This window comes from Brevibacterium sp. R8603A2, from assembly GCF_023072605.1.
GTDB lineage: Bacteria > Actinomycetota > Actinomycetes > Actinomycetales > Brevibacteriaceae > Brevibacterium > Brevibacterium pityocampae.
The window spans coordinates 77,039-100,766 of record NZ_JALLGN010000011.1 but is presented as its reverse complement, the minus strand read 5'-3'; the positions used below and the strand labels follow the sequence as shown (position 1 = coordinate 100,766).

Genomic DNA, 23,728 nt, shown 5'->3' with positions numbered 1-23,728 from the left:
CGGATCACCCGTCACCCCGGCCCTGTGGACGGCACCGCGGCCGTCCACCGCAACCGACCGCAGGCGTGGCCGGGGCTGTGACCCGAGGACGGGCCGGGACTCAGCGGGCCGGTGTCAGGGGCGCGTCTGCACGGCGACGCCGAGCGCGCCGGGTCCCACGTGGGCGGTGATCACCGTGGAGAGCACCTCGGTGCGCACCACGGTGCCGGCGGGGAGATCCGCGGCGGCGAGCTTCTCCTGCATCCGCCGCACCCCGGCCCCAGCGGTCTCCGGGGTCGACTCGGGGTGGAGGAGGACGACCTCGAGCGCGGCGTCGGCCGCCCGCTCCCGGTACTCCGCGCAGGATTCCGCGACGAGCGCGACGAGCCGGTCCTCGGCCTTCGCCATCGTCCGCACCCGGGCCAGCGGCACCACCGCGCCCTCGCGCAGCCCGAGCACCGGGGTGATCGCGAGCGCCCGCCCGAGCAGCGAGGCAGCTCGGCCGATCCGGCCGCCGCGCCGCAGGTACTCGAGATCCTCAGGGACGAAGAAGGTGCGGGTCTCGGCCTCGCACCAGTCGGCGACCTCCCCGGCGACGGCCGTCGGCGGCAGGTCGGAGGCGATGCCGGCGACGGCGACCGCGACCGCTCCGGCGAGGCCGGCCGAGGTGGTGCGGGAGTCGATGAGGTGCACGGTGAGCTCGGGGTGCTCGGCCGCAGCGGCGACCGCCGAGCCGTGCGTGCCGGAGAGCACCGCGGGCAGGGTGAGGACGAGCACCTCGACCGCACCGCGCTCCGCGAGCTCGCCGAGCGCGGCGGAGAACGCCTGCGCGCTCGGCATCGACGTCTGCACACGGGCGCCGGAGCGCATGTGCTCGCACAGCTCGTCGGGCGACCATCCGCCGTCGGCGCGCATCTCCTCGCCCACCTCCACGCTGAGGTCGACGACGCGGAAGAGACCGCCGAGCGCCGCCTCGAGCTCCGCACGCCGGGCGGCGGACAGCTGGGCGGTGGAGTCGACGACGACGGCGGTGCTCATGGCCGACCCAGCGCCCGATACGTCCAGCCGGCTGCGCGCCACTGCACGGGGTCGAGGACGTTGCGGCCGTCGACGATCGCCCGGCCGCGCACCAGGTCCGCCGCGTGCTCGGGCTCGAGCTGCCGGTACTGCGGCCATTCGGTGAGGAGGAGCACCGCGTCGGCATCGCGCAGCGCCGTGTCGAGGTCGGGCTCGTAGCCGAGGTCGGGGAACATCCGGCGTGCGTTGTCGATCGCCTGCGGGTCGGTGACGGTGACGGTGCCGCCCTGGAGGCTGATGAGGCCGGCGACCGCGAGCGCCGGCGAGTCCCGGACGTCGTCGGAGTCGGGCTTGAAGGCGGCTCCGAGGATGGTGATGTGCTTGCCGATGAACGAGCCGTGGACGACTTCGCGGGCGAGGTCGACCATGCGCACCCGGCGGCGCATGTTGATCGAGTCGATCTCGCGGAGGAACGCGACCGCCTGGTCCGCGCCGAGCTCCCCGGCCCGGGCCATGAACGCCCGGATGTCCTTGGGCAGGCAGCCGCCGCCGAAGCCGAGGCCGGCGTTGAGGAACTTGCGGCCGATCCGGTCGTCCATCCCGATCGCGTCGGCGAGCAGCGTGACGTCCGCCCCGGCGGCCTCGCACAGCTCGGCCATCGCGTTGATGAAGGAGATCTTCGTGGCGAGGAAGGAGTTCGCCGCGGTCTTGACGAGCTCGGCGGTCGCGTAGCCGGCGACGAGGCGCGGGGTGCCGGCGGCGAGCGTCGCCGCGTACACCTCGTCGAGCGCGGCGGTCGCCTGCTCGCCGGCCGCGCCCTCGGGCACGCCGTAGACGAGCCGGTCCGGGGTCACGGTGTCCTCCACCGCATGGCCCTCACGGAGGAACTCGGGGTTCCACGCGAGCTCGGCGCCGGTGGGTCGGATGAGCTCGGCGAGGCGGGCGGCGGTGCCGACCGGCACGGTCGACTTGCCGACGACGAGGTCCCCGGCCTTGAGGACCGGGAGCAGCGATTCGACGGCGGCGTCGACATAGGTGAGGTCGGCGGCGAACTCGCCGCGGCGCTGCGGGGTGCCCACGCACACGAAGTGGACGGTCGCCTCGGCGGCCGCCGCGATGTCGGTGGTGAAGGTGAGGACGGCCGGGGCGTCGGCGTCGTCGCTCTGCGCGGAGGCGAGCAGCTCCTCGAGGCCGGGCTCGAAGAACGGCGCACGTGCGGCGGAGAGGGACTCGATCTTCGCCTCGTCGACGTCGACGCCGACCACGCGGTGTCCGAGCGACGCCATGGCCGCGGCGTGGACCGCGCCGAGGTACCCGCATCCGATGACCGAGATCGTGCTCATGTTCCACCTGTCCTTGTGTTCGCTGTCGCGGCGGCGGGGCCCGCCGCCTCCCAGCATAGAGCGACCCGCCGCCGCACCGCTCACCGGCCGGCGGGTCGGATGCGCGTGGGCAGGCTGCGCATTGAGTACCCTGGGGGCGTGAAGCGATTCGGTGATTTCCTCGTCAACTCCCCCGCCGCACTGCAGCTCGGGGGGACGACGGTCGTGCTGCTCGTCCTCTTCCTCATCCCCGCTCTCCATCCGATCGCCTGGATCATCGGTCTGCTCGCCGTCGTCGTGCTCGCCGGGGTGCTCGTGCTGTGGTTCCTCGAGTGGCGGCGCACCCAGGACCGGATCGACCAGCTCAACGCCCGCCTGGCAAAGGCGCACGCGGCGATCGGCGGGGTCAGCCTGAGCCCGGTCGCCGAGGACGAGCCGTCGGCGGACACCGTGCGCGCCGAGCGCATCCGGGAGCTCTTCCCCACGGGCTCGGGCCTCGTCCAGGAGCTGCGGGTGGAGTCCGGCTTCAGTCCCCTGCCGACCGCACTCGTGGCCCCGCTGCGGGAGTTCCTCGACGAGTTCTCGCACGCGAGCTTCGAGAACCCCGCCTCGCATTTCGCCTTCATGGACCTCTACCGGGCCGGCACCGCGCTCACCGAGTGGCTCGACTCGCAGACCCAGGACACCGCCGGGAAGCTCGAGATGGTGCCCGGTGACGTGCGTGAGGGCGGCTGGCGCGGCTTCGCCGAGGCGCGCGAGGCCGGGCAGCGTCGGATCGATGCCTTCCTCACCACCCGCCAGACCTTCGAGCGCACCGCCCTGGAGAACGACGTCCTCGGATGAGTCGGCGCCTGCCGCCCGGTGCGGCCGCGGCCGCGGTGGCCGCCGGCGGGCTCCTCGGCGCCCTCGGCCGGTTCGCGCTCACCGGGTCCCCCGTCTCCGAGCTCACTGCGCTCGCCCTCGTCAACGGCGCCGGCACCCTCGCCCTCGCCGTCCTGCTCAGCGCCCTGCACGGCATCGATTCGGCGCGCGCGAGCGGCTGGCGGCTGTTCGCCGGGACCGGCGTGTGCGGCTCGCTCACCACGTGCTCCGCGCTCGGGATCGCACTGCTCCGGACGGATCCCGCGACCGCGCTGCTCGCCGGCGCCGGGTTCGCCGTCGGCGGGACGCTGTGCGCGGGGCTGGGCTGGTGGGCCGGCCGGCGTCTCAGGCCGCGCCCATGATCGTCCTCGTGGGGCTCGCCGGGGCGGCGGGCGCGCTCACCCGCTGGCAACTCGATGCGGTGCTCACCCGGGTCCTGCCGCAGGCCTGGCGGCCCCTGTCGATCCTGCTCATCAACGTCCTCGGCAGCGGTCTGCTCGGCGTCCTCGCCGGGCATTCGGCGCCGGTGCCGGTCATCGCGGGTGCAGGGTTCCTCGGCGCCTTCACGACCTTCTCCACCGCTTTCGTCGACGTGCTCCGTCTGCTCCTGGCGCGGCGCCGGGCCGCGGCGGTGCTCTACGGCGCGGCGACCCTCGCGCTCAGCGTCGCCGCCGCGGCGGCCGGGTGCGCGCTCGGCGGGTGGTGAGGGGCACGTGGCCGAGGTGCCCCGCTGCCGGCAGGCCCGACGCCGGGTCGGTCGGTGGCATCGAGCTCAGCGCCGGATCCACCCCGCTCAGCACCGAACAGCTCAGTGCCGGATCCACCAGCTGTCGCTCGGGGCCACCGGCATCTGCCGCTTGTGCTCGCTCGACCGGTAGCGGTCTTCGATCAGCTGAGCGACCTCCGCTGCGACCTCGCGGCCCTCGAGGTAGTCGTCGATCTGCTCGTAGGTGAGCCCGAGCGAGGACTCGTCGGTCTGTCCCGGCGCCTCGTCGAGGAGATCCGCGGTGGGCGCCTTGAGATAGGTGCTCTCCGGGGCCTCCAGGTGGGCGAGCAGCGCCCTCCCCTGGCGCTTGGTCAGACCGGCCAGCGGCACGATGTCGGCCGCCCCGTCCCCGTGCTTGGTGTAGAAGCCGGTGACCGCTTCCGCGGCGTGGTCGGTGCCGATGACGAGCCGCGACTTCTCCGCGCCGATCGCGTACTGCACGACCATGCGCATCCGGGCCTTGACGTTGCCCTTGTTGAAGTCGCTGATCGGGTGGCCGAGCGCCTGCTCGAGATCCGCCGCCGTGCCGTCGGTGCCGCCGGCGATGTTCACCGTGAGCACCTCGTCGGCTCCGATGAAGTCGAGCGCGGTCCGGGCGTCGGCCTCGTCGTGCTGCTCCCGGTAGGGCAGGCGCACGGCGCAGAAGCGGGCCTCGTGCCGGCGGCGGCGCAGCTCCTCGGCGGCGAGCTGGGCGAGCCGCCCGGCGAGCGTCGAGTCCTGCCCGCCGGAGATCCCGAGCACGAACCCGGAGGCGCCGGCGGTGAGGCAGTACTCGACGAGGAACTGCACGCGCCGCTCGACCTCCACGGCGGGGTCGATCGAGGGCTGGACGCCCAGGGCCTGTCGGATGGAGTCGGAGAGTGCGCTCATACCCCCAGACTACCGACTCGATGTGACACCGGTGTTACCGCGTCAGGCGTCGGGCACGATGTTGACGAGCTTCGGGGCGCGCACGATGACCTTGCGGACTCGCGCGCCGTTGAGCGAGCGCTGCGCGCCCTTCGAGGCGAGCGCGAGTGCCTCGAGCTCGTCGGCGGCGATGTCCGGAGCGACCTCGAGCCGCTCGCGCACCTTCCCCTTGACCTGCACGACGCAGGTCACGGTGTCGGGCACCAGATAGCGCTCGTCGTGCACCGGGAACGGCACGTAGGTGATCGTCCCGGTGTGGCCGAGCAGCTCCCAGATCTCCTCGCCGAGGTGCGGGGCGAGCGGGGCGAGCATGACGGTGAGGGGCTCGATCACCTCGCGCGGGGCGACGCCCACCTTGGTCAGGTGGTTGGTGAGCACGATGAGCTTGGCGATCGCGGTGTTGAACCGCAGGTGCTCCATGTCCTCGCGGACCCCGGCGATCGTGCGGTGGAGGACCGCCCGGGTCGCATCGTCGGCCGGTTCCTCGGTCACGCGCGAGGCCCCGGTCGCCTCATCGACGACGAGGCGCCACACGCGCTGCAGGAAGCGCTGCGCGCCGCTCACCGCGCGGGTCTCCCAGGCACGGGACTGCTCGAGCGGACCCATCGACATCTCGTACACCCGGAAGGTGTCCGCGCCGTACTCGGCGTACATCTGGTCCGGGGTCACCATGTTCTTCAGCGACTTGCCCATCTTCCCGTACTCGCGGGAGACCTGCTTGCCCTCGTACCAGAACGTCGACTCGGAGCCCTCGACGCGCTCCTCGACCTCCTCGGCGGGCACATAGGCGCCGCGCTCGTCGGTGAAGGCGTAGGACTGGATGTAGCCCTGGTTGATGAGCCGGTGGAACGGCTCGAAGGAGCTCACGTGGCCGAGGTCGAACAGCACCTTGTGCCAGAACCGGGCGTAGAGCAGGTGGAGCACGGCATGCTCGACGCCGCCGACGTAGAGGTCGACGCCGCCGGACTCGCCCGGGGCGTCCGGTCCCAGCCAGTAGGCCTCGTTGGCCGGGTCGACGAGCTTCTCGTCGTTGTGCGGGTCCGCGTAGCGCAGCTGGTACCAGGATGAGCCGGCCCAGTTGGGCATGGTGTTCGTCTCCCGGCGGTACACCTTGGGGCCGTCGCCGAGGTCGAGCGTGACGTTCACCCAGTCGGCATTGCGTCCCAGCGGCGGCTCGGGCTCGCTGTCGAGGTCGTCGGCGTCGAAGGTGCGCGGGGAGAAGTCGGGCACCTCGGGCAGGTCGACGGGCAGCTGGTCGGCGGGCAACGCGATCGGCGTGCCGGCCTCGTCGTAGACGATGGGGAACGGCTCGCCCCAGTAGCGCTGGCGGGAGAACAGCCAGTCGCGCAGGCGGTACTGCGTGGTCGCCCGGGCCAGGCCCTTGCCCTCGAGCCAGGCGAGCATGCGGTCCTTGGCCTCGTCAACGGATGAGCCGTCGAGGTCGATCTCCGCGTTCCGCGAGTTGATCTTCGCGCCCTCGCCCGTGTAGGCGGAGTCCTCGGCGTGACCCTCGGCCGGCTGCACGGTGCGGATGTAGGGCAGGCCGAAGGCGCGCGCGAAGTCCCAGTCGCGCTGGTCCTCGGCCGGCACGCCCATGACCGCGCCGGTGCCGTACCCCATGAGGACGTAGTCGGCGACGAACACCGGCATGGACTCCCCCGTCGCGGGGTTGGTCACCGAGGTGCCGGTGAACACGCCGGACTTCTCACGGCTCTCCTGCCGCTCGACCGGGGTGAGGCGGGCGGCCCGCTGCTGGTAGGCGGCGACCGCCTCGGCCGGGGTGGCCGCTCCCCCGCGCCAGGATTCCGGCACGTCCGCGGCGTAGGACTCCGCGGTCACGGCGTCGACGAGCGGGTGCTCGGGGCTGAGCACGAGCGAGGTCGCGCCGAACAGGGTGTCCGGGCGCGTCGTGTAGACCTCGAGCGGAACGCCGTCGGGGCCATCGAAGGCGAGCACGGCACCGGTCGAGCGGCCGATCCAGTGGCGCTGCATGTGCTTGACCGCGGCCGGCCACTCGACGGTGTCGAGGTCGTCGGCCAGCCGGTCGGCGTAGGCGGTGATCCGCATGTTCCACTGCTTGAGCTTTCGGGTGTAGACGGGGAAGTTGCCGCGCTCCGAGCGGCCCTCGGCGGTGACCTCCTCGTTCGCGAGCACGGTGCCCAGGCCGGGGCACCAGTTGACCGGGGCTTCGGAGATGTAGGCGAGGCGGTGCTGCTGGAGCACGGCCTCGCGGGCCGCTGCGTCGAGCTCCGACCAGGGTGAACCGGTGCCGGTGTCGCGGCCGGCCTCGAACTGTGCGACGAGCTCGCTGATCGGGCGCGCCCCGCCCTGTCCGTCGCGCGCCTCGGGGTCGTACCAGGAGTCGAAGATCTGCAGGAAGATCCACTGCGTCCACTTGACGAACTCCGGGTCGGTCGTCGCGAAGGTGCGGGCGTCGTCGTGCCCGAGTCCGAGCCGCCGCAGCTGCCGGCGCATGTTCGCGATGTTCTCCTCGGTGGTGACCCGCGGGTGCTGGCCGGTCTGCACCGCGTACTGCTCCGCCGGCAGGCCGAAGGCGTCGTAGCCCAGCGAGTGCATGACGTTCTTGCCGAGCATCCGATTGAATCGCGCATAGACGTCGACGGCGAGGTAGCCGAGCGGATGCCCGACGTGCAGCCCCTTGCCCGAGGGGTAGGGGAACATGTCCATGAGGTACACCGGCTCGAGGTCGGCGGCGCGCACGCCCCGGGGCACCTCGGTGAGATCGCCGACGGGGTTGGGCGCCGCGAAGGTCCGGTTCTCCTGCCACCGCTGCTGCCACTTCGTCTCGATCCGTCCGGCGAGCTCCGCGTCGTAGCGGAAATCGACGGGATCGGGCTGCTCGGCGGCAGAGGTCATGGGTGTCCTTTCACAGGCGGATCAGGGGTCCCTCCATGGTACGCCCTGGCCCCCGTGGCTGCGAGGCGACGGCACGGCGGCGATCGCCGGTAGGCTACCAGTCAGTAGCCACGCGTCTCGGCGGCGGTCCCGGTTCGAGCCGGGCGGAAGTATGGAGAAACGGCAACGATTCCGCACCGGACTCCCACCGGGCTCCGCGATCCGCACTAGGATCGAGGGGACGCCCGCACGCCGAGTCCGTGGCCGTCCGCACCGGCCGCAATCGAAGGAGACTTGCACATGACAGCGAACACCATGGTCCAGTCGGTCACGCCGATCGAGGGATTCGTCCTCGACACCACCTCGTCGACCACCGACATCCTGCTCGCCCGGGTCGCCGTCGACCCGCAGGCGCCGCTCCTCGCCAAGCCCGCCGGCGACGGCTGGACCGAGGTCACCGCGCAGGAGTTCCTCGACGACGTCAGGTCCGTCGCGCGCGGGCTCATCGCCAAGGGCGTGGAACGCGGCCAGCGGGTGGGACTGTTCGGGCAGACCGCCTACGAGTGGACGCTGGCGGACTACGCGATCTGGTACGCCGGCGGCGTCACCGTGCCGTTCTACGAGACCTCGTCGGACGACCAGCTCATGTGGATGATCGAGGACGCGGAGGTCACCTGCGGCTTCGTCCAGTCCCAGGAGCACGCGCAGCGGATCGTGCGGGCCACCGAGGGCCGCGAGGCGACGATCTGGGTGTACGACGGCGCCGGCCTCGCCGAGCTCCGCGCCGCCGGGGATTCGGTGTCCGAGCAGCAGCTCGAGGAGCGCCGCGCCTCCGTCACCTCCGAGGACATCGCGACTCTGATCTACACCTCCGGCACCACCGGCAAGTCGAAGGGCTGCGTGCTCACCCACGCGAACTTCGTGCAGACCTCGCAGGCCGCCGCCCACCAGCTGCCCGAGGTCGTCAGGCCCGGGAACCGGTGCCTGCTGTTCATCCCCCTCGCACACGTGTTCGCCCGCTTCATCCAGGTGCTGTCGATCAGCAACGGCGTGGTCCTCGCCCACAGCGCGGACCTCACCAAGCTCACCGACTCGCTCGCCTCGTTCAAGCCGAACTTCATCCTCGGCGTGCCGCGCGTGTTCGAGAAGGTCTTCAACTCCGCGCTCGCCAAGGCCGAGGCCGGCGGCAGGGGCAAGATCTTCCGCCGCGCCGAATCCGTCGCCGTCGCCTACTCCCGCGCCCTCGACACCGGCTCCGTGCCGCTCGGCATCCGGGTCCAGCACGCACTGTTCGACCGCCTCGTGTACTCGAAGCTCCGCGCGGTCATGGGCGGCGAGGCCACCCACGCGGTGTCCGGGGGCGGGCCGCTCGGCGAGCACCTCGGCCACTTCTTCCGCGGCATCGGGCTCACCGTGCTCGAGGGCTACGGGCTCACCGAGACCACCGCGCCGATCACCGTGAACATCACCGCGAACTCGAAGATCGGCACCGTCGGCGTGCCGCTGCCGGGCTGCGCGATCGCGATCGCCCCGGACAACGAGATCCTCGCCAAGGGCGTGAGCGTGTTCCGCGAGTACTGGAAGAACGAGAAGGCCACCGCGGAGTCGTTCGTCGACGGCTGGTTCGCCACCGGTGACATCGGCGAGCTCGACGCCGACGGCTACCTCCGGATCACCGGCCGCAAGAAGGAGCTCATCGTCACCTCGAGCGGCAAGAACGTCGCCCCGGCGCCGCTCGAGGACCAGCTCCGCCGCCACCCGATCATCGCTCAGCCGGTGGTCATCGGCGACAACCGGAAGTTCATCTCCGCACTGGTGTTCCTCGACCCGGAGATGCTCCCGGCGTGGCTCGAGAACAAGGGCCTGCCGGCGATGTCGCTCGAGGAGGCCGCCGGGCACGAGCGCGTGCAGCAGGCGGTGTCCCGCGCGATCGAGCGGGCCAATCAGACGGTGTCCAAGGCCGAGGGGATCAAGGAGTTCCGGATCGTGCCGAACGAGCTGTCGGAGCAGAACGGCTACCTGTCGGCCAAGCAGTCGGTCAAGCGCCACCTCATCGACCGCGACTTCACCGAGGTCATCGAATCGATCTACTCCACCGACACGCGACCCGGCACCACCGGCGCCTGACGCCGGGAGCCATCTGCGCCCGCACGGGGCGGCCGCACGGACTCAGATCCGCGCGGCCGCCCCGTCGGCGTTGCGCCGTCGGGGCTCCTGCCAGGTCACCGCCGCACCGGTGCCGGCGAGGACGAGCACGAGGGCCACGGCACCGCCGATCGTCGTGTCGAGCACCCGGTGGCTGAGGATGAGCGACACCGGCGCGGGGACGGAGAGCTGCCCGACGAGCAGCGCGAGCGGCGTGATGAACAGCAGCGCGAACCAGTACACCTGGCCGACGAAGAGCTCCGCGAGCACCTGGCACACCGCGGCGACGACGATGGTGGCCGCGATCGAGGACTCCGCGAGCAGGATCAGACCGGTGACGACCACCCCGACGGCGGTGCCGAGGACCCGGTGCGCGATCCGGGTGACCTGCCGGGGTGCGTGCGGGCGGGGCATGCACGCCGCGACCGCGACCGCAGCCCAGTAGGAGTGGCTGAGCCCGAGGCCCGCGGCGAGCAGGAGTGCGGTGACCACCCCGAGCACGGTCTCACCCGCGTGGAGCCACACGACGGGATCGCGCAGCGCGGCCGGTGTGCGGGTGACCTTCCGCAGCTGCTGGAGGTGCCGCCGGTGCCCGCCCCGGACTCTGCGCGGCAGCCACCCGAGGAGCGCGACGAGCACGCAGAAGATCACCGTGCCCGCCGACAGCGCGAACCGGGGCCAGAAGTCCCCCGCGGTGAGCGGGATCGAGGAGATCACCGCGAAGGCGAAGACGAAGAACACCGAGCCGAACGGCACCCAGCCCATGACGGAGGACAGCACGACGCCGAGCCCGGAGACGATGATGAGCCCGATCACCGTCGCGATCGGCGGGCCGCCGAGCAGCGGCACGAGCACGCAGATCCCGGCGCGCAGCCCGGCCTCGACGTCGAGGAGGCCGAGCGACCTCGGCCACATCCAGCCCGGCACCCGCACCGCACCGGATCGTCTCACATCCGCGGCCCCGGGTGCATATGACAGGATGAACGCAGACCGGCGCACCGCTGCCCGGGACACCCTCGAGGCGGCACCGGAGTCACCAACACCCCAGTCAGCGACAGGAGGGCACCGTGGACGCGGAGCACGACACCAAGGGCAGCTACGTCACCGAGGGTCAGGAGTTCAACCGGGACACGAACTACATCACCGACCGGATCCTCGACGATCCGCAGGCCGAGTGGCCGGTCGAGGCCGGCCGCTACCGGCTCATCGCCGCGCGCGCCTGCCCGTGGGCGAACCGCACGATGATCGCCCGCCGACTCCTCGGCCTCGAGGACGCGATCTCGATCGGCATGCCCGGCCCCACCCACGACAAGCGCTCGTGGACCTTCGACCTCGACCCGGACGGGCGCGACCCGGTGCTCGGCATCGAACGCCTCCAGCAGGCGTACTTCGCCCGGTTCCCCGACTACCCGCGCGGCATCACCGTGCCGGCGATCGTCGATGTGCGCAGCGGCGAGGTCGTGACGAACGACTACAACCAGATCACGCTCGACTTCTCCGCGCAGTGGCGCGGCTTCCAGCGGGAGGGCGCACCGGACCTCTACCCGGAGGCGCTGCGTGCGGAGATGGACCCGCTCATCAAGCTCATCTTCACCGAGGTCAACAACGGGGTGTACCGGTGCGGCTTCGCCGGTTCGCAGGAGGCCTACGAGAAGGCCTTCGACCGACTGTTCACCGCCCTCGACACGCTCGAGGACCGGCTCGCCGACCGGCGCTTCCTCATGGGGGATGCGATCACCGAGGTCGACATCCGCCTGTTCACCACGCTCGTGCGCTTCGACCCGGTCTACTACTCCCACTTCAAGTGCAACCGCAACCGGCTCAGCGACTTCGAGAACCTCTGGGGGTACGCCCGGGACCTCTACCAGACGCCGGGATTCGGCGACACCGTGGACTTCGTGCAGATCAAGGAGCACTACTACATCGTCCACACCGACATCAATCCCACGCAGATCGTGCCGGTCGGCCCGGACCTCTCCGGCTGGCTCAGCCCGCACGGCCGCGACGAGCGGTTCGGCGGCTCGCCGTTCGGCGCCGGCACCCCGCCCGAGGCGCCGCTCCCCCACGACACCGTGGACCCGGCGAACACCGCGGCCGCCTGGACCTGAGCCGCGCGCTCATCACCTGACCCGCGCGCTCAGCGCGGGGCCCGGCACTCCCGGTGCCGGGCCCCGCGTGCGTCGAACCGGTCCCGTCAGCTCGGTGGTGGCGGAGTGCGAGGGGCGCGTCGCGCACGCAGCTGCCGGACTGCGGACCACACTGCGATCAGCAGCGCGAGGACCGCTCCGAACGGCAGGACGCTGTTGCCGATCATGATGAGGATGATCGTACCGATCGCGTTGTACCCGCCCGCGAGGAAATCACTGAGATCGAAGATGGCCCCGACCAGCGTGGGGCCCGCTGTGAGGAGGAACCCCAGACCGAGAACGACCGCCAGCCGCCGTTCCGGGACGAGCAGCCACGCTCCCACGGCTCCCGCAACCACGGCGAGGGTCCCCGATGAGATTCCTTGCACCAGGCTCGGCACGACATCGACGCCGCCGTCCATGAAGCCGACCAGGACACTGCGGCACACGAGGTAGCCCACCGCTGAGACCAGCAGGGCGGCGTACCCCGCGATCGCTGTGAAGCTCTGCGTGCTCATCGTCCGTCCCCGATCCTCGCTGACCGTGGTCCGATCCCGCTCAGCGCGCCTCGGGGCCCTCGGCCTCGATCTGCTCGGTGAGGTGCTTCTCCCTCCGGTTGCGGCGGATGCGGCGGGTCACCCACCACACGACGGCGATGACGATGACCGCGATGACGATCTTCTGGAAGATCCCCGCGTAGTTCTCCACCACGTGCCAGTTCTCGCCGAGCAGGTAGCCGGCGACGACGAAGATCGTGTTCCAGATCGCGCTGCCGGCGGTGGTCAGCGCCATGAACAGCCACAGGTTCATCTTCTCCACACCGGCGGGGATGGAGATGAAGGAGCGGAAGATCGGCACCATCCGACCGAAGAACACCGCGGCCTGACCGTGGCGCTCGAACCACGCGACGGTCTTGTCGATGTCGTCGATGTCGACGAGCGGGATCTTCGAGGCCCAGCGGCGCAGCCGGTCGAGGCCGAACACGTAGCCGATGTAGTACAGCGCGATGGCGCCGACGAGCGAGCCGATGGTCGCCCACACGATCGCCGCGACGAGGTTCATCGACCCCTGGGAGGCGGTGAATCCGGCGAGCGGCAGGATGAGCTCGCTGGGGATCGGCGGGAAGATGTTCTCGAGCGCCACCATGAGGCCCACGCCCACGGCACCGAGGCTCTCCATCACCGAGACCACCCAGCCGGTGAAGCCGGTGAGCGCCTGTCCGGACCCGGCGGCCGCGATCGTCGTCACGTCTGCAGTCATGCACGACAGCCTAACGACCCGGTGACAGCTCCCCCTCCAGGCCACGCCCAGGGCGACGGGGCTCCCCGGGTACGATCGTGGGTGCAGTACAGTCGGATCCGCAGCCCCGCATGCCGAATGTCGAGTGACGAGCAAGGAATATTGAGGACATGGAATCCAGCGAACGCCTCCTGACGAATTCGCAGTCGGCCGCGAAGGCGGGCGGCGGCTTCATGCGCAAGCCTGCCGTGCGCCACCTCATGGCGACGGTCGAGCGCTTCAACCTGCGGCTCGGCAACCAGTTCGGCGCGGCGATCACGTACTTCCTCGTCCTCGCCCTCATCCCCACGCTGATGTTCGCGTTCGCCGCCCTCGGCTTCGTGCTCGACGTCGTGCGCCCCGAATGGGTGGGCACGATCACCGATTTCCTCGAGGACGCCGCACCCGGGCAGGACGCCCTCGTCGAGATGCTCCAGAACTTCCTCGACAACTGGCAGGCCGTCGGCCTCGTCGGTGTGCTGTCGGCGTTCTACACCGCGCAGGGATTCATCGGCAACCTCAAGGACGCGATCCGCGCCCAGCTGCGCAGCGAGATGGGTGCCAAGCCGCAGGAGAACTTCATCGTCCGCACGGTGAACAACATCGTCACCCTGCTCGGCATCCTCGTCGGCGCCGCGATCACCATCGGACTCACCGTGATCGGCACCGGCCTGCAGACGACGATCGTCGACTGGCTCGGCCTGCCCGGCTGGGTCACCCCGGTCCTCACCATCACCCCGATCCTCATCACGCTCGCGATGTCGTGGCTGATCTTCATGTTCATGTTCACGATGATCCCGGTCACCCCGATCCCCAAGCGCACCCGCATGCTCGGCTCCCTCATGGGCGCCGTCGCCCTCACCGTTCTCCTCAACCTCGCCACCCTGCTCATCGACCTGTTCTCCGGCTCGCCCACCGCCGCGCTGTTCGGGCCCGTCATCGCGATCATGCTGTCGATGAACGTGTTCGCCCGCATCATCCTCGTCGTCGCCGCCTGGATGGGCACCGCCGACGACCAGCCGATCTTCGGCGAGATCCCGCCCGCGCCCCGGAAGTACGAGGAGAAGCAGGAATCCGAGCTCGGTGCTTCGATCCTCGCGCTCGGCGCGGGCGCCGGCCTCATCGCGCTCACCATCCTCGGCTTCAAGCGGATCAGCGACGACGAGGGCGCGTGATCGACCGGGCCTTCTTCGACCGGCCGGTCCTCGAGGTCGCGCCGGAGGTGCTCGGCGGGGTCCTCACCCGCCGGCAGCCCGGTGTCGAGCCGGTGTCGATCAGGATCACCGAGGTCGAGGCGTACGACGGCCGGATCGACCCCGCCTCCCACGCCTACCGCGGTCGGACCCGCCGCAACGCCACGATGTTCGGCCCGCCCGGCCACCTCTACTGCTACTTCATCTACGGCATGCACCACTCGCTCAACATGGTGTGCGAGGCCGCCGGCGCCCCGACCGGTCTGCTGCTGCGCGCCGGCGAGGTCACCGCCGGCCATGAGCTCGTGCGCGCCCGCCGCTCCGTGCGGCGCCGCACCCCGCTGCGCGACCGCGACCTGGCGCGCGGGCCCGGCTGCGTCGCCCAGGCCTTCGGGGCGGGTCCGGAGACCGATGGCGCGGACCTGTTCGGCGGCGAATGGACCTTCGCGACCCCGCCGGCGCCGGTGGAGCATGTCACCGGCCCGCGCGTGGGGGTGAGCGGGGACGGCGCCGATCCCGCGGCGTTCCCCTGGCGGTTCCGGATCCCCGGCGACCCCACGGTGTCCGCGTTCGTCCCGGGCCGGAGGAAGGCCCGCCGATGACGTACCGCAAGTCCGCCTCCCACGTCCCCGACGGGTTCTTCGCCACCGAGGCCGCCGGACTCCGCTGGCTCGCCGAGACCCGGACCGTGCCCGTCGTCGAGGTGCGCGCGGTCCACGCCCACGCGCTCGACCTCGAACGGCTCACCGAGGTGCCGCCCACCCCTCAGGCCGCCCGCACCTTCGGTGCCGGGCTCGCCGCCCTCCACCGTGCGCCGTGCCCGCCGCACGGCACCCTGCCGCCGGGTGTCGAGCAGTACTTCTTCGGCCCGCTGTCCGAGCCGCTGCCCATCGACACCGCGATCTCGGAGTCGATGGGCGAGGCGAGCGCCGTGCGGCTCGCATCCCTCGCCCGCCTCCTGGACCCCGGCATCCCCGCACTCGGTGCGGTGATCGACCGGCTCGCCGCCGGGCAGTTCGACGACGATGCCCCGCCGGCCCGCCTCCACGGCGACCTGTGGGCGGGCAACCTCCTCTTCACCGAGGCCGGCGGCACGCTCATCGACCCGGCCGCGATCGCCGGCCACCCGCTCGTCGACCTCGCCATGCTCTCCCTGTTCGGCGCCCCGCACCTGCAGGACATCCTCGCCGCCTGGGAGGACGCCTACGGCACGGCGGAGCTCGGGGCCGATTGGCGCGAGCGCCTGGGCCTCCACCAGCTGTTCGGGCTCGCCGCCCATGCGGTGCTGTTCGGCGGCGGCTACCGGGAGTCCACCGCCCGGCTCGCCGAGCGCTACGCCTGAGATGAAAGGATGGAAGACATGACAGTCATCAAGATCAACGCCCTCACCATCCCCGCGGACACCGGCGACGAGATCGTCGCCCGGTTCGAGCCGGCGATCGGCCGGCTGCCGGACCTCGAGGGGTTCGTCCGGTTCCAGCTCCTCAAGCCCACCGACGGATCCGAGCAGTGGTTCGTGCTCACCGAATGGGCCGACGAGGAGGCCTACGAGGGCTGGAAGGCCTCGCGGGCCTTCTCCCGCTCCCACGACTCCGGCGGCGACCGGCCGGCACCCGTCGCCACCGGCTCACAGCTCCTCGAGTTCGTGCCGGCGCTGAGCATCGGCGGCTGAACCGCTCCGGCGCGATCGCTCGGCGCACCCGACCGCACCGCGGGCCCGGGCGGACCGCGCGGTCCGCTTTCCTGGACACACCGGGTAAAATCGATGCGTATCCTCTGTTCGACGTTGAAGGGACCGACAGGTGACTGACCAGACCACTGCGAAGATGCAGGAGTGGGCGACCAAGCAGGACGCCGCAGAGAGGATGATCCCCGTCGTGGGCCGCCTCTATCGCAACAACGATGTGCTCCTCACGGTGTACGGCCGCAGTCTGCTCAACAAGTCGGTCAACGGCATCATCAAGGCCCACCGCTACGCCCGCCACTTCGACGGCACCGACCTCGACGTCGAGCAGACGCTCGCGATCGTCGAGGGCCTCGAGAGCCTCAACCTCGGCTCCTGCGGGATCGACCTCGGCCGGCTCGCCGCCGCCCACCGCGAGGCCGGCGACACCGACCTCACCGCGTTCCTCCGTGAGCAGCTCGGCGATGCGATCGGCGGGGCGGCCGAGGACGAGCCCGCTCCCCGCGATGTCGTGCTCTACGGCTTCGGCCGGATCGGCCGCCTGCTCGCCCGGATCCTCATCGACCGCGCCGGCGGCACCGGGATGCGCCTGCGCGCGGTGGTGGTGCGCCGCGGCGGCGACAACGACATCGTCAAGCGCGCCTCCCTGCTCCGCCGCGACTCGGTGCACGGCAAGTTCGACGGCACCATCGTCGTCGACCAGGAGAAGAACACCATCCTCGCCAACGGCGTGCTCATCCAGGTGATCTACTCCGACGACCCCTCCTCCGTCGACTACACGCAGTACGGCATCACCGACGCGATCATCGTCGACAACACCGGCAAGTGGCGCGACGAGGCCGGCCTCCGCAAGCACCTCGCGTGCCCGGGCGCCTCCAAGGTGCTGCTCACCGCGCCGGGCAAGGGCGACGTGAAGAACATCGTCTACGGCGTCAACAACGCCGACATCCTGCCCGAGGACACCGTCGTGTCCGCCGCCTCGTGCACGACGAACGCGATCACCCCGGTGCTCAAGGCGCTCAACGACGAGTTCGGCGTGCGCAACGGCCACGTCGAGACCGTCCACTCCTTCACCAACGACCAGAACCTCATCGACAACTTCCACAAGGGCGAGCGTCGCGGCCGGGCCGCCGGCCTCAACATGGTGCTCACCGAGACCGGCGCGGCGAAGGCCGTCGCGAAGGCGCTGCCGGAGCTCGCCGGGAAGCTGTCGGGCAACGCGATCCGCGTCCCCACCCCGAACGTGTCGATGGCGATCCTCAACCTCAACCTCGCGCGCGAGACCACGGTCGAGGAGCTCAACACCTTCCTGCGCGAGACCTCGCTCCGCTCCCCGCTGCGCAACCAGGTCGACTACATCGCCTCCCCCGAGGTCGTGTCGAGCGACTTCGTCGGCTCCAAGCGCGCCGGTGTGGTCGACGGGCTGGCGACGATCGTCGACGGCGACCGGGTCGTCGTCTACGTCTGGTACGACAACGAGTTCGGGTACTCCTGCCAGGTCGTCCGCTGCATCGCCGACATGGCCGGGGTCGACACCCCGTCCTACCCCGCGCGCGCCTGAGCCATGGGCTTCGTCCTGGCGCTGGACGAGGGCACGACGTCCACCCGTGCGGTCATCTTCTCCGAGGATGGCCGCACGGCGGCGTCTCACACCCAGGAGTTCACCCAGCACTTCCCGGCCACCGGGCACGTCGAGCACGATGCCACGGAGATCTGGCGCACGAGCCGTGAGGTGATCGGCCGCGTCATGGGGTCCGCCCAGCTCACGCAGGGCGACATCACCGCGCTCGGCATCACCAACCAGCGCGAGACGACGATCCTGTGGGACCGGAGCACCGGCCGCCCCGTCCACCGGGCGCTCGTCTGGCAGGACACCCGCGGCGGTGAGCACGTCGCCGCACTCGCCGAGCACGCCGAGGAGATCCAGCAGATCACCGGGCTGCCGGTGAACACGTACTTCTCCGCGATCAAGCTGCTCTGGCTGCTCGACTCCGACCCCGGGATCCGCGAGCGCGCCGAGGCCGGGGAGCTCCTCTTCGGCACCGTCGACACCTGGCTGATCTGGAACCTCACCGGGGGCACCGACGGCGGGATCCACGTCACCGACCCGACGAACGCCTCGCGCACCATGCTCATGGACCTGCGCACCCGCACCTGGTCGGACCGGATGCTCGAGCTCACCGGGATCCCGGCGGCGCTGCTCCCGGAGATCCGGCCCTCGGTGGGCGAGTTCGGGCGGGTCGCGGACCGGCAGCTGCTCGGCGGGGTGCCGATCACCGGGGTGCTCGGCGACCAGCAGGCCGCCGCGTTCGGGCAGTGCGCCTTCTCCCCCGGCGACACGAAGAACACCTACGGCACCGGCTGCTTCCTGCTGACGAACACCGGCGGGGACATCCGACGCTCCGAGCACGGGCTCGTGAGCACCGTCGCCTACGAGATCGCCGGTGAGGATCCCGTGTACGCGCTCGAGGGGTCGATCGCCGTCGCCGGCTCGCTCGTCCAGTGGCTGCGCGACTCCCTCGGCATCATCCGCACCTCGCAGGAGGTCGAGGAGCTCGCGGCGAGCGTCGAGGACTGCGGGGACGTGTACTTCGTGCCGGCGTTCTCCGGCCTGTTCGCCCCGCGCTGGCGCTCCGATGCCCGCGGCACGCTCGTCGGCCTCACCCGTTTCTCCACGAGGGCGCACATCGCCCGGGCTGCGCTCGAGTCCACCGCCTTCCAGACCGCCGAGGTGCTCACCGCGATGCGGGAGGACTCCGGGTTCGCGATCCGCCGGATCGCCGCCGACGGCGGGATGAGCGTCAACGACGCCCTCATGCAGTTCCAGGCCGATGTCGCCGACTGCGAGGTCGTCCGCCCCGAGCTCGTCGAGTCCACCGCGCTCGGGGCCGCCTTCGCCGCCGGGATCGGCGCCGGGGTGCACTCGGGCACCGCGGAGGTCGCGGCATTCGCCGTGCACCGCGAGTCGTGGACGCCGCAGATCTCCGCGGACGAGCGCACCCGTGTTCTCGCACGCTGGGACCAGGCGGTGCAGCGCTCGCTCGGCTGGGTCGAGTGACTCCTCAGCCGGCTGCGTAGCCCTTATCGACATCGACGGGGCTCAGCAGCGGCTCCCCTGCGAGCCAGCGGTCCCAGTTCGCCATGAACTGCTCGGCCAGCCGGTCGGTCCAGCCGTGCGTGTCACCGCTCATGTGCGCGGTGATCATGAGGTTCGGGCACGACCACAGCGGGTGCTCAGGCGGCAGCGGCTCGGTGTCGACGACATCGATCCCGGCCCCGGCGATCTCCCCGCTGTGCAGCGCGGCGACGAGGTCGTCGGTCACCACGGTCGCGCCCCGGCCCACGTTGATGAGCCGGGCGTGCGGCGGCAGGGCGGCGAGCACCTCGGCGTCGATGAGCCCGGTGGTCGCCGGGGTGAGCGGGGCGATGTCGATGAGCCAGTCGATGTCGCCCACGAGCCGCGGGAGCTCCGCGGAGTCGAGCACCTCGCCGAAGTCCGGGTCCCCGGACCGGGCGCGCGAGCCGGCTCCGCGCACCTCGACGCCGAGCGCGGTGAGGAGCCGGGCGGTCTCCCGGCCGATCGAGCCGGTGCCCACGACGAGCGCGCGGGAGCCGGCGAGGTTCTCCGTCTCCCGCCACTGCCAGGTGCGCTCGGCCTGGAGCTCGAGCGAGCCGGGGAGGTCCTTGGCGAAGCCGAGCATGAACGCGAGCACGAACTCCGCGATCGGCCGATCGAACACGCCGCGCGCGTTCGTCACCCGCACCCCGGATTCCCGCAGTGCGGGGAACATCAGGGAGTCGACCCCGGCGGAGGCGGCGTGGATCCACTGCAGCCGGTCGGCGGCGGTGAAGGCGTCGACGAGTGCCGGGGAGAAGAAGTCCCACATGAGGAGGACATCGGCGCCCGGCAGCGCCTCGGCGAGGCCGGACGCCTCGGTCCAGCGCACCTCGGCGGTGTCACTCAGGCGATCGAGCGCCGGCGGGCGCGGCCTGTGGGCTGCGGTGAGGATCGTCAGCACGGTCATCGTCGGCCTCCTGGGGGTCGTCGGCTCCCTCCACGGTAGCGCGCTCCGGGTCCGCGGCCTCGGTCTGCTCGGTGCCGTCGATCTGTTCGGCGCCGTCGGCCTGCTCGGTGAGCGGGACCACGCTGCGGTCGTCGCCGCGCTCGATCTTCGTCGCCAGCGGCCGCTCCTGGATGAACAGCACCGCGACGAAGCCGATGAGGACGAGCGGGCTGACCCACAGGAAGAGCGGCATGAGGGCGTCGTTGTAGGCGGTGACGACGAGCTCGTGGACCGGTCCCGGCAGCCCGGAGACGGCCTCCGGGGTGAGCCGGATGGCCGTGGTCGCCGAGCCCGCGCCCGTGCTCGGCAGCGAGGTGGCGAGCTGGGTCATGAGGCGTTCGGTGAACATCGAGCCGATGACGGCCATGCCGAGGGTCGCCCCGATCTGGCGGAAGAAGTTGTTCGAGGCCGTGGCGGTGCCGACGACGGTGACCGGGAACGAGTTCTGCACGATGAGCACGAGGAGCTGCATGGTCAGTCCCAGGCCCAGCCCGAGCATCGCGAGGTGGACGACCGACCAGTAGGCCGGCGTGTCGGCCTGCATGAAGGACATGAGGACGAGGGAGGCGAAGACGCAGAGGAAGCCGAGGATCGGGTAGATCTTGTAGCGCCCGGTCTTCTCGACGACGAACCCGATCGCGGTGCCGAACACCAGCATCGTCGCCATCATCGGCACCATCATGAAACCGGCGACCGTGGCGTCGATCCCGTGGACCATCTGCAGATAGGTGGGCATGTAGCTCAGCACCCCGAACATCGCGACGCCGATCGTCAGACCCGCGACCGTGCAGAGCACGAAGTTGCGGTCCTTGAACAGCCACATCGGGATCACCGGTTCGCTCACCCGGCGCTCGACGAACACGAACGCGACCGCGGCGACGAGGGCGATCCCGACGAGCCCGATGATCTCCGGGGAGATCCAGTCGTACTGGTGGCCGCCCCATGCGGAGGCGAGGATGATCGCGGAGGTGAAGAGGGCGACGAGCGCCATGCCTGCGCCGTCGACCTTGGGCCGGACGGCGTTGTGGGTGCGCGGGATGCGGAGGAAGACGAGCGCGGAGATGATCGCGAAGATCCCGAGCGGGAAATTCATCGCGAACGCCCAGCGCCAGCCGGGCCCCTCGGTGAGCCACCCGCCGATGAGCGGGCCGGCCACGGAGGACACGGCGAACACCGAGCCCATGAAGCCCATGTACTTGCCGCGCTGGCGGGCAGGGACCACGGCGGCGATGATCGACTGCGCGAGGATCATCATGCCGCCGCCGCCGATCCCCTGGAACACGCGGCCGAGGATGAGCAGGGTCATGTCCTGGGCGATCATCGCGAGCAGCGAGCCGACCATGAACATGATGATCGCGAAGACGAAGAGCGGCTTGCGGCCGAACAGGTCGCCGATCTTGCCGTAGATCGGCATCATCACGGTGGAGGCGAGCATGAACGCCGTCGACACCCAGAGCATGAGGTCGACGCCGTCGAGCTCGCCGACGATCGTCGGCAGCGCGGTGGCGAGGATCGTCTGGTTGAGGGAGAACATGAACATCGCGACCATGAGACCGATGAAGAGCAGGAGGATCGCGGCGGTCGACATCTGCTCGCCGGCCGCGGGCTGCGCGGCGGGGCGGGATGCGGTCGGTGATCCGGGTGCGGCGCCGGCGCGGCCGGCGCGGGTGATGCGCTTCATGCGGTCGGGCCCTTCATGACGTCGAGGAACAGCTGGACGGAGCGGTCGAAGAGTTCGGGGTCATCGCCGGTGTCGGCGCCGGAGTCGTCGCGCTCCGCGAGTCTGCGCGCCGCGGCGCGCAGCGGGGCGCTGCACACGAGGACGATCATGTCGGCGATCGCCTCCGGGGACTCGGCGGTGTCGAACTCGATGTCGTGCTGCCGGATGCGGGTGGCGACGACCTCGGCGACCTGCGATTCGAGCTGCCGGTTCTTCTCGAACTGGCGCCCGAGCAGCTCGGGATGCTGGGCGAAGATGCGCCGCCGCGCGGTCGCCACCTCGTCGTCGTTGAAGGTGAGGAGGAACGCGGTGTGGAGGAGCCGGGCGACCTCGGAGGCGAGGCCTGCGCCGTCGACGGGCCCGACGAGGAAGTCGCCGATCTGCTCGTCGTCGAGCAGCCGGTCGGCGATCCCGACGATCGCGTCCTCCTTCGAGGCGAAGTAGTTGAAGAAGGTGCGCGTCGAGACCCCGGCCTCGGCCGCGATCTGAGCGATCGTGGCCTGATCGAGTCCGTGCGCATTCACCTGATTGACGGTGGCGACGTGGATGGCCCGCCGGGTGAGGCGGGCCTTGCGGTCGCGGAGCGATTCCTCCGCCGGCGCGGTGGGCGCAGCGGTGTCATGAGAGATGGTCACCCGACAAGTTTGCACCGTGTGCAAGTTTTCTTCAAGTGCATCTTTGCACGTCGTGCAGTGATCTGAACCACCTGTGGCGCAGCGGACCACAGCGCCCGGGCTGCGTGGCGCAGTGCATAATCGAGGTGGGTCGCCGATCGCGCGGCCGCACCCGCGGAGCATCCCAGGAGGACGCAGTGAGCACAGTCATCTGGATCGGCGAGAAGGACCGGCAGGTCCTCGACATCCTCGAGGAGGCGTTCGCCGCGGAGCCGCGCGCCACCCTCGTGATCCCGGCCGGGGACTCCCCCACCGATACCGAGCTCGCCGAGGCCGAGGCGATCCTCAACGGCGCCGGCACGATCTCCGCCGAGCTCATGGACCGCGCCCCGAAGCTGCGCATCATCCAGCGCGTGGGCGCCGGCACCGACGGCATCGACTTCGCAGCCGCGGCCGAACGGGACGTCCTCGTCGCGAACCTCCCGGGCGCCAATTCCGTCGCCGTCGCCGAGCTCGCGATGGCCTCGCTGCTCGCCTGCGCCCGGCACCTGCCGGGCCTCGACGCGAACACCCGCCGCGGCGAGTGGACCCCCAACGAGTGGCTCGACCAGAGCTACGAGCTCGCCGGCCGGAAGGCCGCGATCATCGGGCTCGGCCACATCGGGCAGCTGCTCGCCCGGCGGATGAAGGCCTTCGACATGACGCTCGCCTACTACGACGTGTTCCGGCAGCCGGAGGAGGTCGAGCGCGAGATCGGGATCGAGTACACGGAGCTCGCCGAGCTCCTGCCCGGTGCCGACGTGCTCTCGATCCACGTCCCGCTCACCGCGGACACGCGCGGGATGATCGGGGCCGAGCAGCTCGCGCTCATGAGCGACACCGCGATCGTGCTCAACATGTCCCGGCCGGGGATCGTCGACGAGTCCGCGCTCGCCGAGGCGCTGCGGGCCGGCACGATCGCCGGCGCCGGCTTCGACGTGTTCTCCGGCGAGCCCGACATCGCCGGCAACCCGCTCCTCGACGCGCCCAACGTCGTCGCGACCCCGCACGCCGGTGCGCAGACGCGCGACACCGTCAAGCGGGTGTTCACCAAGGCGCTCGCGAACGTCCTCACGCTCGCCGAGGGCGACACCCCGCAGCACGTCATCGGCTGACCCGAAACGGCAATTTCAGAAGGAATCTGTGAGCGATTCC

At 70.9% G+C, this 23,728-nt stretch carries 22 protein-coding genes; 12 read left to right on the top strand and 10 right to left on the bottom strand.

What is annotated here, in order from left to right; genetic code table 11:
• Window positions 1-114 precede the first annotated feature (114 nt).
• Both MTQ12_RS11805 and MTQ12_RS11800 read right to left on the bottom strand, forming a co-directional pair.
• Window positions 115-1,017 (bottom strand): DegV family protein, encoded by a 903-nt coding sequence (locus MTQ12_RS11805; RefSeq protein WP_247618765.1) that lies wholly within the window; start codon window positions 1,015-1,017, stop codon window positions 115-117.
• Window positions 1,014-2,339, bottom strand: a complete 1,326-nt coding sequence (locus MTQ12_RS11800; RefSeq protein WP_247618764.1) for a UDP-glucose/GDP-mannose dehydrogenase family protein — start codon at window positions 2,337-2,339, stop codon at window positions 1,014-1,016. Before MTQ12_RS11800 ends, MTQ12_RS11805 begins: the two co-directional genes overlap by 4 nt.
• Before the next feature lie 138 nt (window positions 2,340-2,477).
• On the opposite strand from MTQ12_RS11800, the gene MTQ12_RS11795 reads away from it, so the two are divergent.
• Genes MTQ12_RS11795 through MTQ12_RS11785 form a run of 3 tightly spaced genes read left to right on the top strand, consistent with a single transcriptional unit; the run spans window position 2,478 to window position 3,885 of the window.
• Window positions 2,478-3,161, top strand: coding sequence for a hypothetical protein (locus tag MTQ12_RS11795; RefSeq protein ID WP_137319872.1), 684 nt, complete (start codon window positions 2,478-2,480; stop codon window positions 3,159-3,161).
• On the top strand, window positions 3,158-3,541 hold the full coding sequence (locus MTQ12_RS11790) for a CrcB family protein (protein ID WP_137319873.1): 384 nt from the start codon (window positions 3,158-3,160) through the stop codon (window positions 3,539-3,541). The genes MTQ12_RS11795 and MTQ12_RS11790 overlap by 4 nt, the downstream gene beginning before the upstream one ends.
• Window positions 3,538-3,885, top strand: a complete 348-nt coding sequence (locus MTQ12_RS11785; RefSeq protein WP_247618763.1) for a CrcB family protein — start codon at window positions 3,538-3,540, stop codon at window positions 3,883-3,885. Before MTQ12_RS11790 ends, MTQ12_RS11785 begins: the two co-directional genes overlap by 4 nt.
• A 102-nt stretch (window positions 3,886-3,987) precedes the next feature.
• Here MTQ12_RS11785 and nadE read toward each other — a convergent pair whose 3' ends face one another.
• On the bottom strand, window positions 3,988-4,815 hold the full coding sequence (gene nadE / locus MTQ12_RS11780) for an ammonia-dependent NAD(+) synthetase (protein WP_247618762.1): 828 nt from the start codon (window positions 4,813-4,815) through the stop codon (window positions 3,988-3,990).
• A 42-nt stretch (window positions 4,816-4,857) separates the two neighbouring features.
• The gene (gene leuS, locus MTQ12_RS11775) at window positions 4,858-7,731 is read right to left on the bottom strand and encodes a leucine--tRNA ligase (RefSeq protein WP_247618761.1); all 2,874 of its coding nucleotides are present in this window, start codon (window positions 7,729-7,731) and stop codon (window positions 4,858-4,860) included.
• 279 nt (window positions 7,732-8,010) lie between these two features.
• On the opposite strand from leuS, the gene MTQ12_RS11770 reads away from it, so the two are divergent.
• Window positions 8,011-9,837, top strand: coding sequence for an AMP-dependent synthetase/ligase (locus tag MTQ12_RS11770; RefSeq protein WP_247618760.1), 1,827 nt, complete (start codon window positions 8,011-8,013; stop codon window positions 9,835-9,837).
• A gap of 42 nt (window positions 9,838-9,879) precedes the next feature.
• Here MTQ12_RS11770 and MTQ12_RS11765 read toward each other — a convergent pair whose 3' ends face one another.
• Window positions 9,880-10,806 carry an FUSC family protein gene (locus tag MTQ12_RS11765; protein ID WP_247618759.1) on the bottom strand — a complete coding sequence of 309 codons (927 nt, stop codon included), beginning with the start codon at window positions 10,804-10,806 and terminating at the stop codon, window positions 9,880-9,882.
• 116 nt (window positions 10,807-10,922) lie between these two features.
• On the opposite strand from MTQ12_RS11765, the gene MTQ12_RS11760 reads away from it, so the two are divergent.
• Window positions 10,923-11,963 carry a glutathione S-transferase C-terminal domain-containing protein gene (locus tag MTQ12_RS11760; RefSeq protein WP_247618758.1) on the top strand — a complete coding sequence of 347 codons (1,041 nt, stop codon included), beginning with the start codon at window positions 10,923-10,925 and terminating at the stop codon, window positions 11,961-11,963.
• An 86-nt stretch (window positions 11,964-12,049) separates the two neighbouring features.
• Here the strand turns inward: MTQ12_RS11760 and MTQ12_RS11755 are convergent, their stop codons facing one another.
• Window positions 12,050-12,499, bottom strand: coding sequence for a hypothetical protein (locus tag MTQ12_RS11755; protein ID WP_247618757.1), 450 nt, complete (start codon window positions 12,497-12,499; stop codon window positions 12,050-12,052).
• 40 nt (window positions 12,500-12,539) lie between these two features.
• Window positions 12,540-13,241 (bottom strand): DedA family protein, encoded by a 702-nt coding sequence (locus MTQ12_RS11750; RefSeq protein WP_247618756.1) that lies wholly within the window; start codon window positions 13,239-13,241, stop codon window positions 12,540-12,542.
• A gap of 149 nt (window positions 13,242-13,390) precedes the next feature.
• On the opposite strand from MTQ12_RS11750, the gene MTQ12_RS11745 reads away from it, so the two are divergent.
• The 6 genes from MTQ12_RS11745 to glpK all read left to right on the top strand — a co-directional run bounded on the left by MTQ12_RS11745 (window position 13,391) and on the right by glpK (window position 19,194).
• The gene (locus tag MTQ12_RS11745; protein ID WP_247618755.1) at window positions 13,391-14,434 is read left to right on the top strand and encodes a YhjD/YihY/BrkB family envelope integrity protein; all 1,044 of its coding nucleotides are present in this window, start codon (window positions 13,391-13,393) and stop codon (window positions 14,432-14,434) included.
• Window positions 14,431-15,054: a DNA-3-methyladenine glycosylase gene (locus MTQ12_RS11740; protein ID WP_247618754.1), complete on the top strand. Its 624-nt coding sequence runs from the start codon at window positions 14,431-14,433 to the stop codon at window positions 15,052-15,054. The genes MTQ12_RS11745 and MTQ12_RS11740 overlap by 4 nt, the downstream gene beginning before the upstream one ends.
• Window positions 15,051-15,794, top strand: a complete 744-nt coding sequence (locus MTQ12_RS11735) for a fructosamine kinase family protein (RefSeq protein WP_137319883.1) — start codon at window positions 15,051-15,053, stop codon at window positions 15,792-15,794. Before MTQ12_RS11740 ends, MTQ12_RS11735 begins: the two co-directional genes overlap by 4 nt.
• Before the next feature lie 18 nt (window positions 15,795-15,812).
• Window positions 15,813-16,124, top strand: a complete 312-nt coding sequence (locus MTQ12_RS11730; RefSeq protein ID WP_137319884.1) for an antibiotic biosynthesis monooxygenase — start codon at window positions 15,813-15,815, stop codon at window positions 16,122-16,124.
• Between the two features lie 130 nt (window positions 16,125-16,254).
• On the top strand, window positions 16,255-17,697 hold the full coding sequence (locus MTQ12_RS11725) for a glyceraldehyde-3-phosphate dehydrogenase (protein WP_247618753.1): 1,443 nt from the start codon (window positions 16,255-16,257) through the stop codon (window positions 17,695-17,697).
• A gap of 3 nt (window positions 17,698-17,700) precedes the next feature.
• Window positions 17,701-19,194: a glycerol kinase GlpK gene (gene glpK / locus MTQ12_RS11720; RefSeq protein ID WP_247618752.1), complete on the top strand. Its 1,494-nt coding sequence runs from the start codon at window positions 17,701-17,703 to the stop codon at window positions 19,192-19,194.
• A 4-nt stretch (window positions 19,195-19,198) separates the two neighbouring features.
• Here glpK and MTQ12_RS11715 read toward each other — a convergent pair whose 3' ends face one another.
• Genes MTQ12_RS11715 through MTQ12_RS11705 form a run of 3 tightly spaced genes read right to left on the bottom strand, consistent with a single transcriptional unit; the run spans window position 19,199 to window position 22,555 of the window.
• On the bottom strand, window positions 19,199-20,161 hold the full coding sequence (locus MTQ12_RS11715; protein WP_247618751.1) for a D-2-hydroxyacid dehydrogenase: 963 nt from the start codon (window positions 20,159-20,161) through the stop codon (window positions 19,199-19,201).
• Window positions 20,094-21,881, bottom strand: a complete 1,788-nt coding sequence (locus MTQ12_RS11710) for an MDR family MFS transporter (protein ID WP_247618750.1) — start codon at window positions 21,879-21,881, stop codon at window positions 20,094-20,096. The genes MTQ12_RS11715 and MTQ12_RS11710 overlap by 68 nt, the downstream gene beginning before the upstream one ends.
• Window positions 21,878-22,555 carry a TetR/AcrR family transcriptional regulator gene (locus MTQ12_RS11705; protein ID WP_247618749.1) on the bottom strand — a complete coding sequence of 226 codons (678 nt, stop codon included), beginning with the start codon at window positions 22,553-22,555 and terminating at the stop codon, window positions 21,878-21,880. Before MTQ12_RS11705 ends, MTQ12_RS11710 begins: the two co-directional genes overlap by 4 nt.
• A 176-nt stretch (window positions 22,556-22,731) precedes the next feature.
• Here MTQ12_RS11705 and MTQ12_RS11700 point away from each other — a divergent pair, with 176 nt between their 5' ends.
• Complete coding sequence (locus MTQ12_RS11700; RefSeq protein WP_247618748.1) at window positions 22,732-23,688, top strand: 2-hydroxyacid dehydrogenase; 957 nt, start codon at window positions 22,732-22,734, stop codon at window positions 23,686-23,688.
• The last annotated feature ends 40 nt before the right edge of the window (window positions 23,689-23,728 follow it).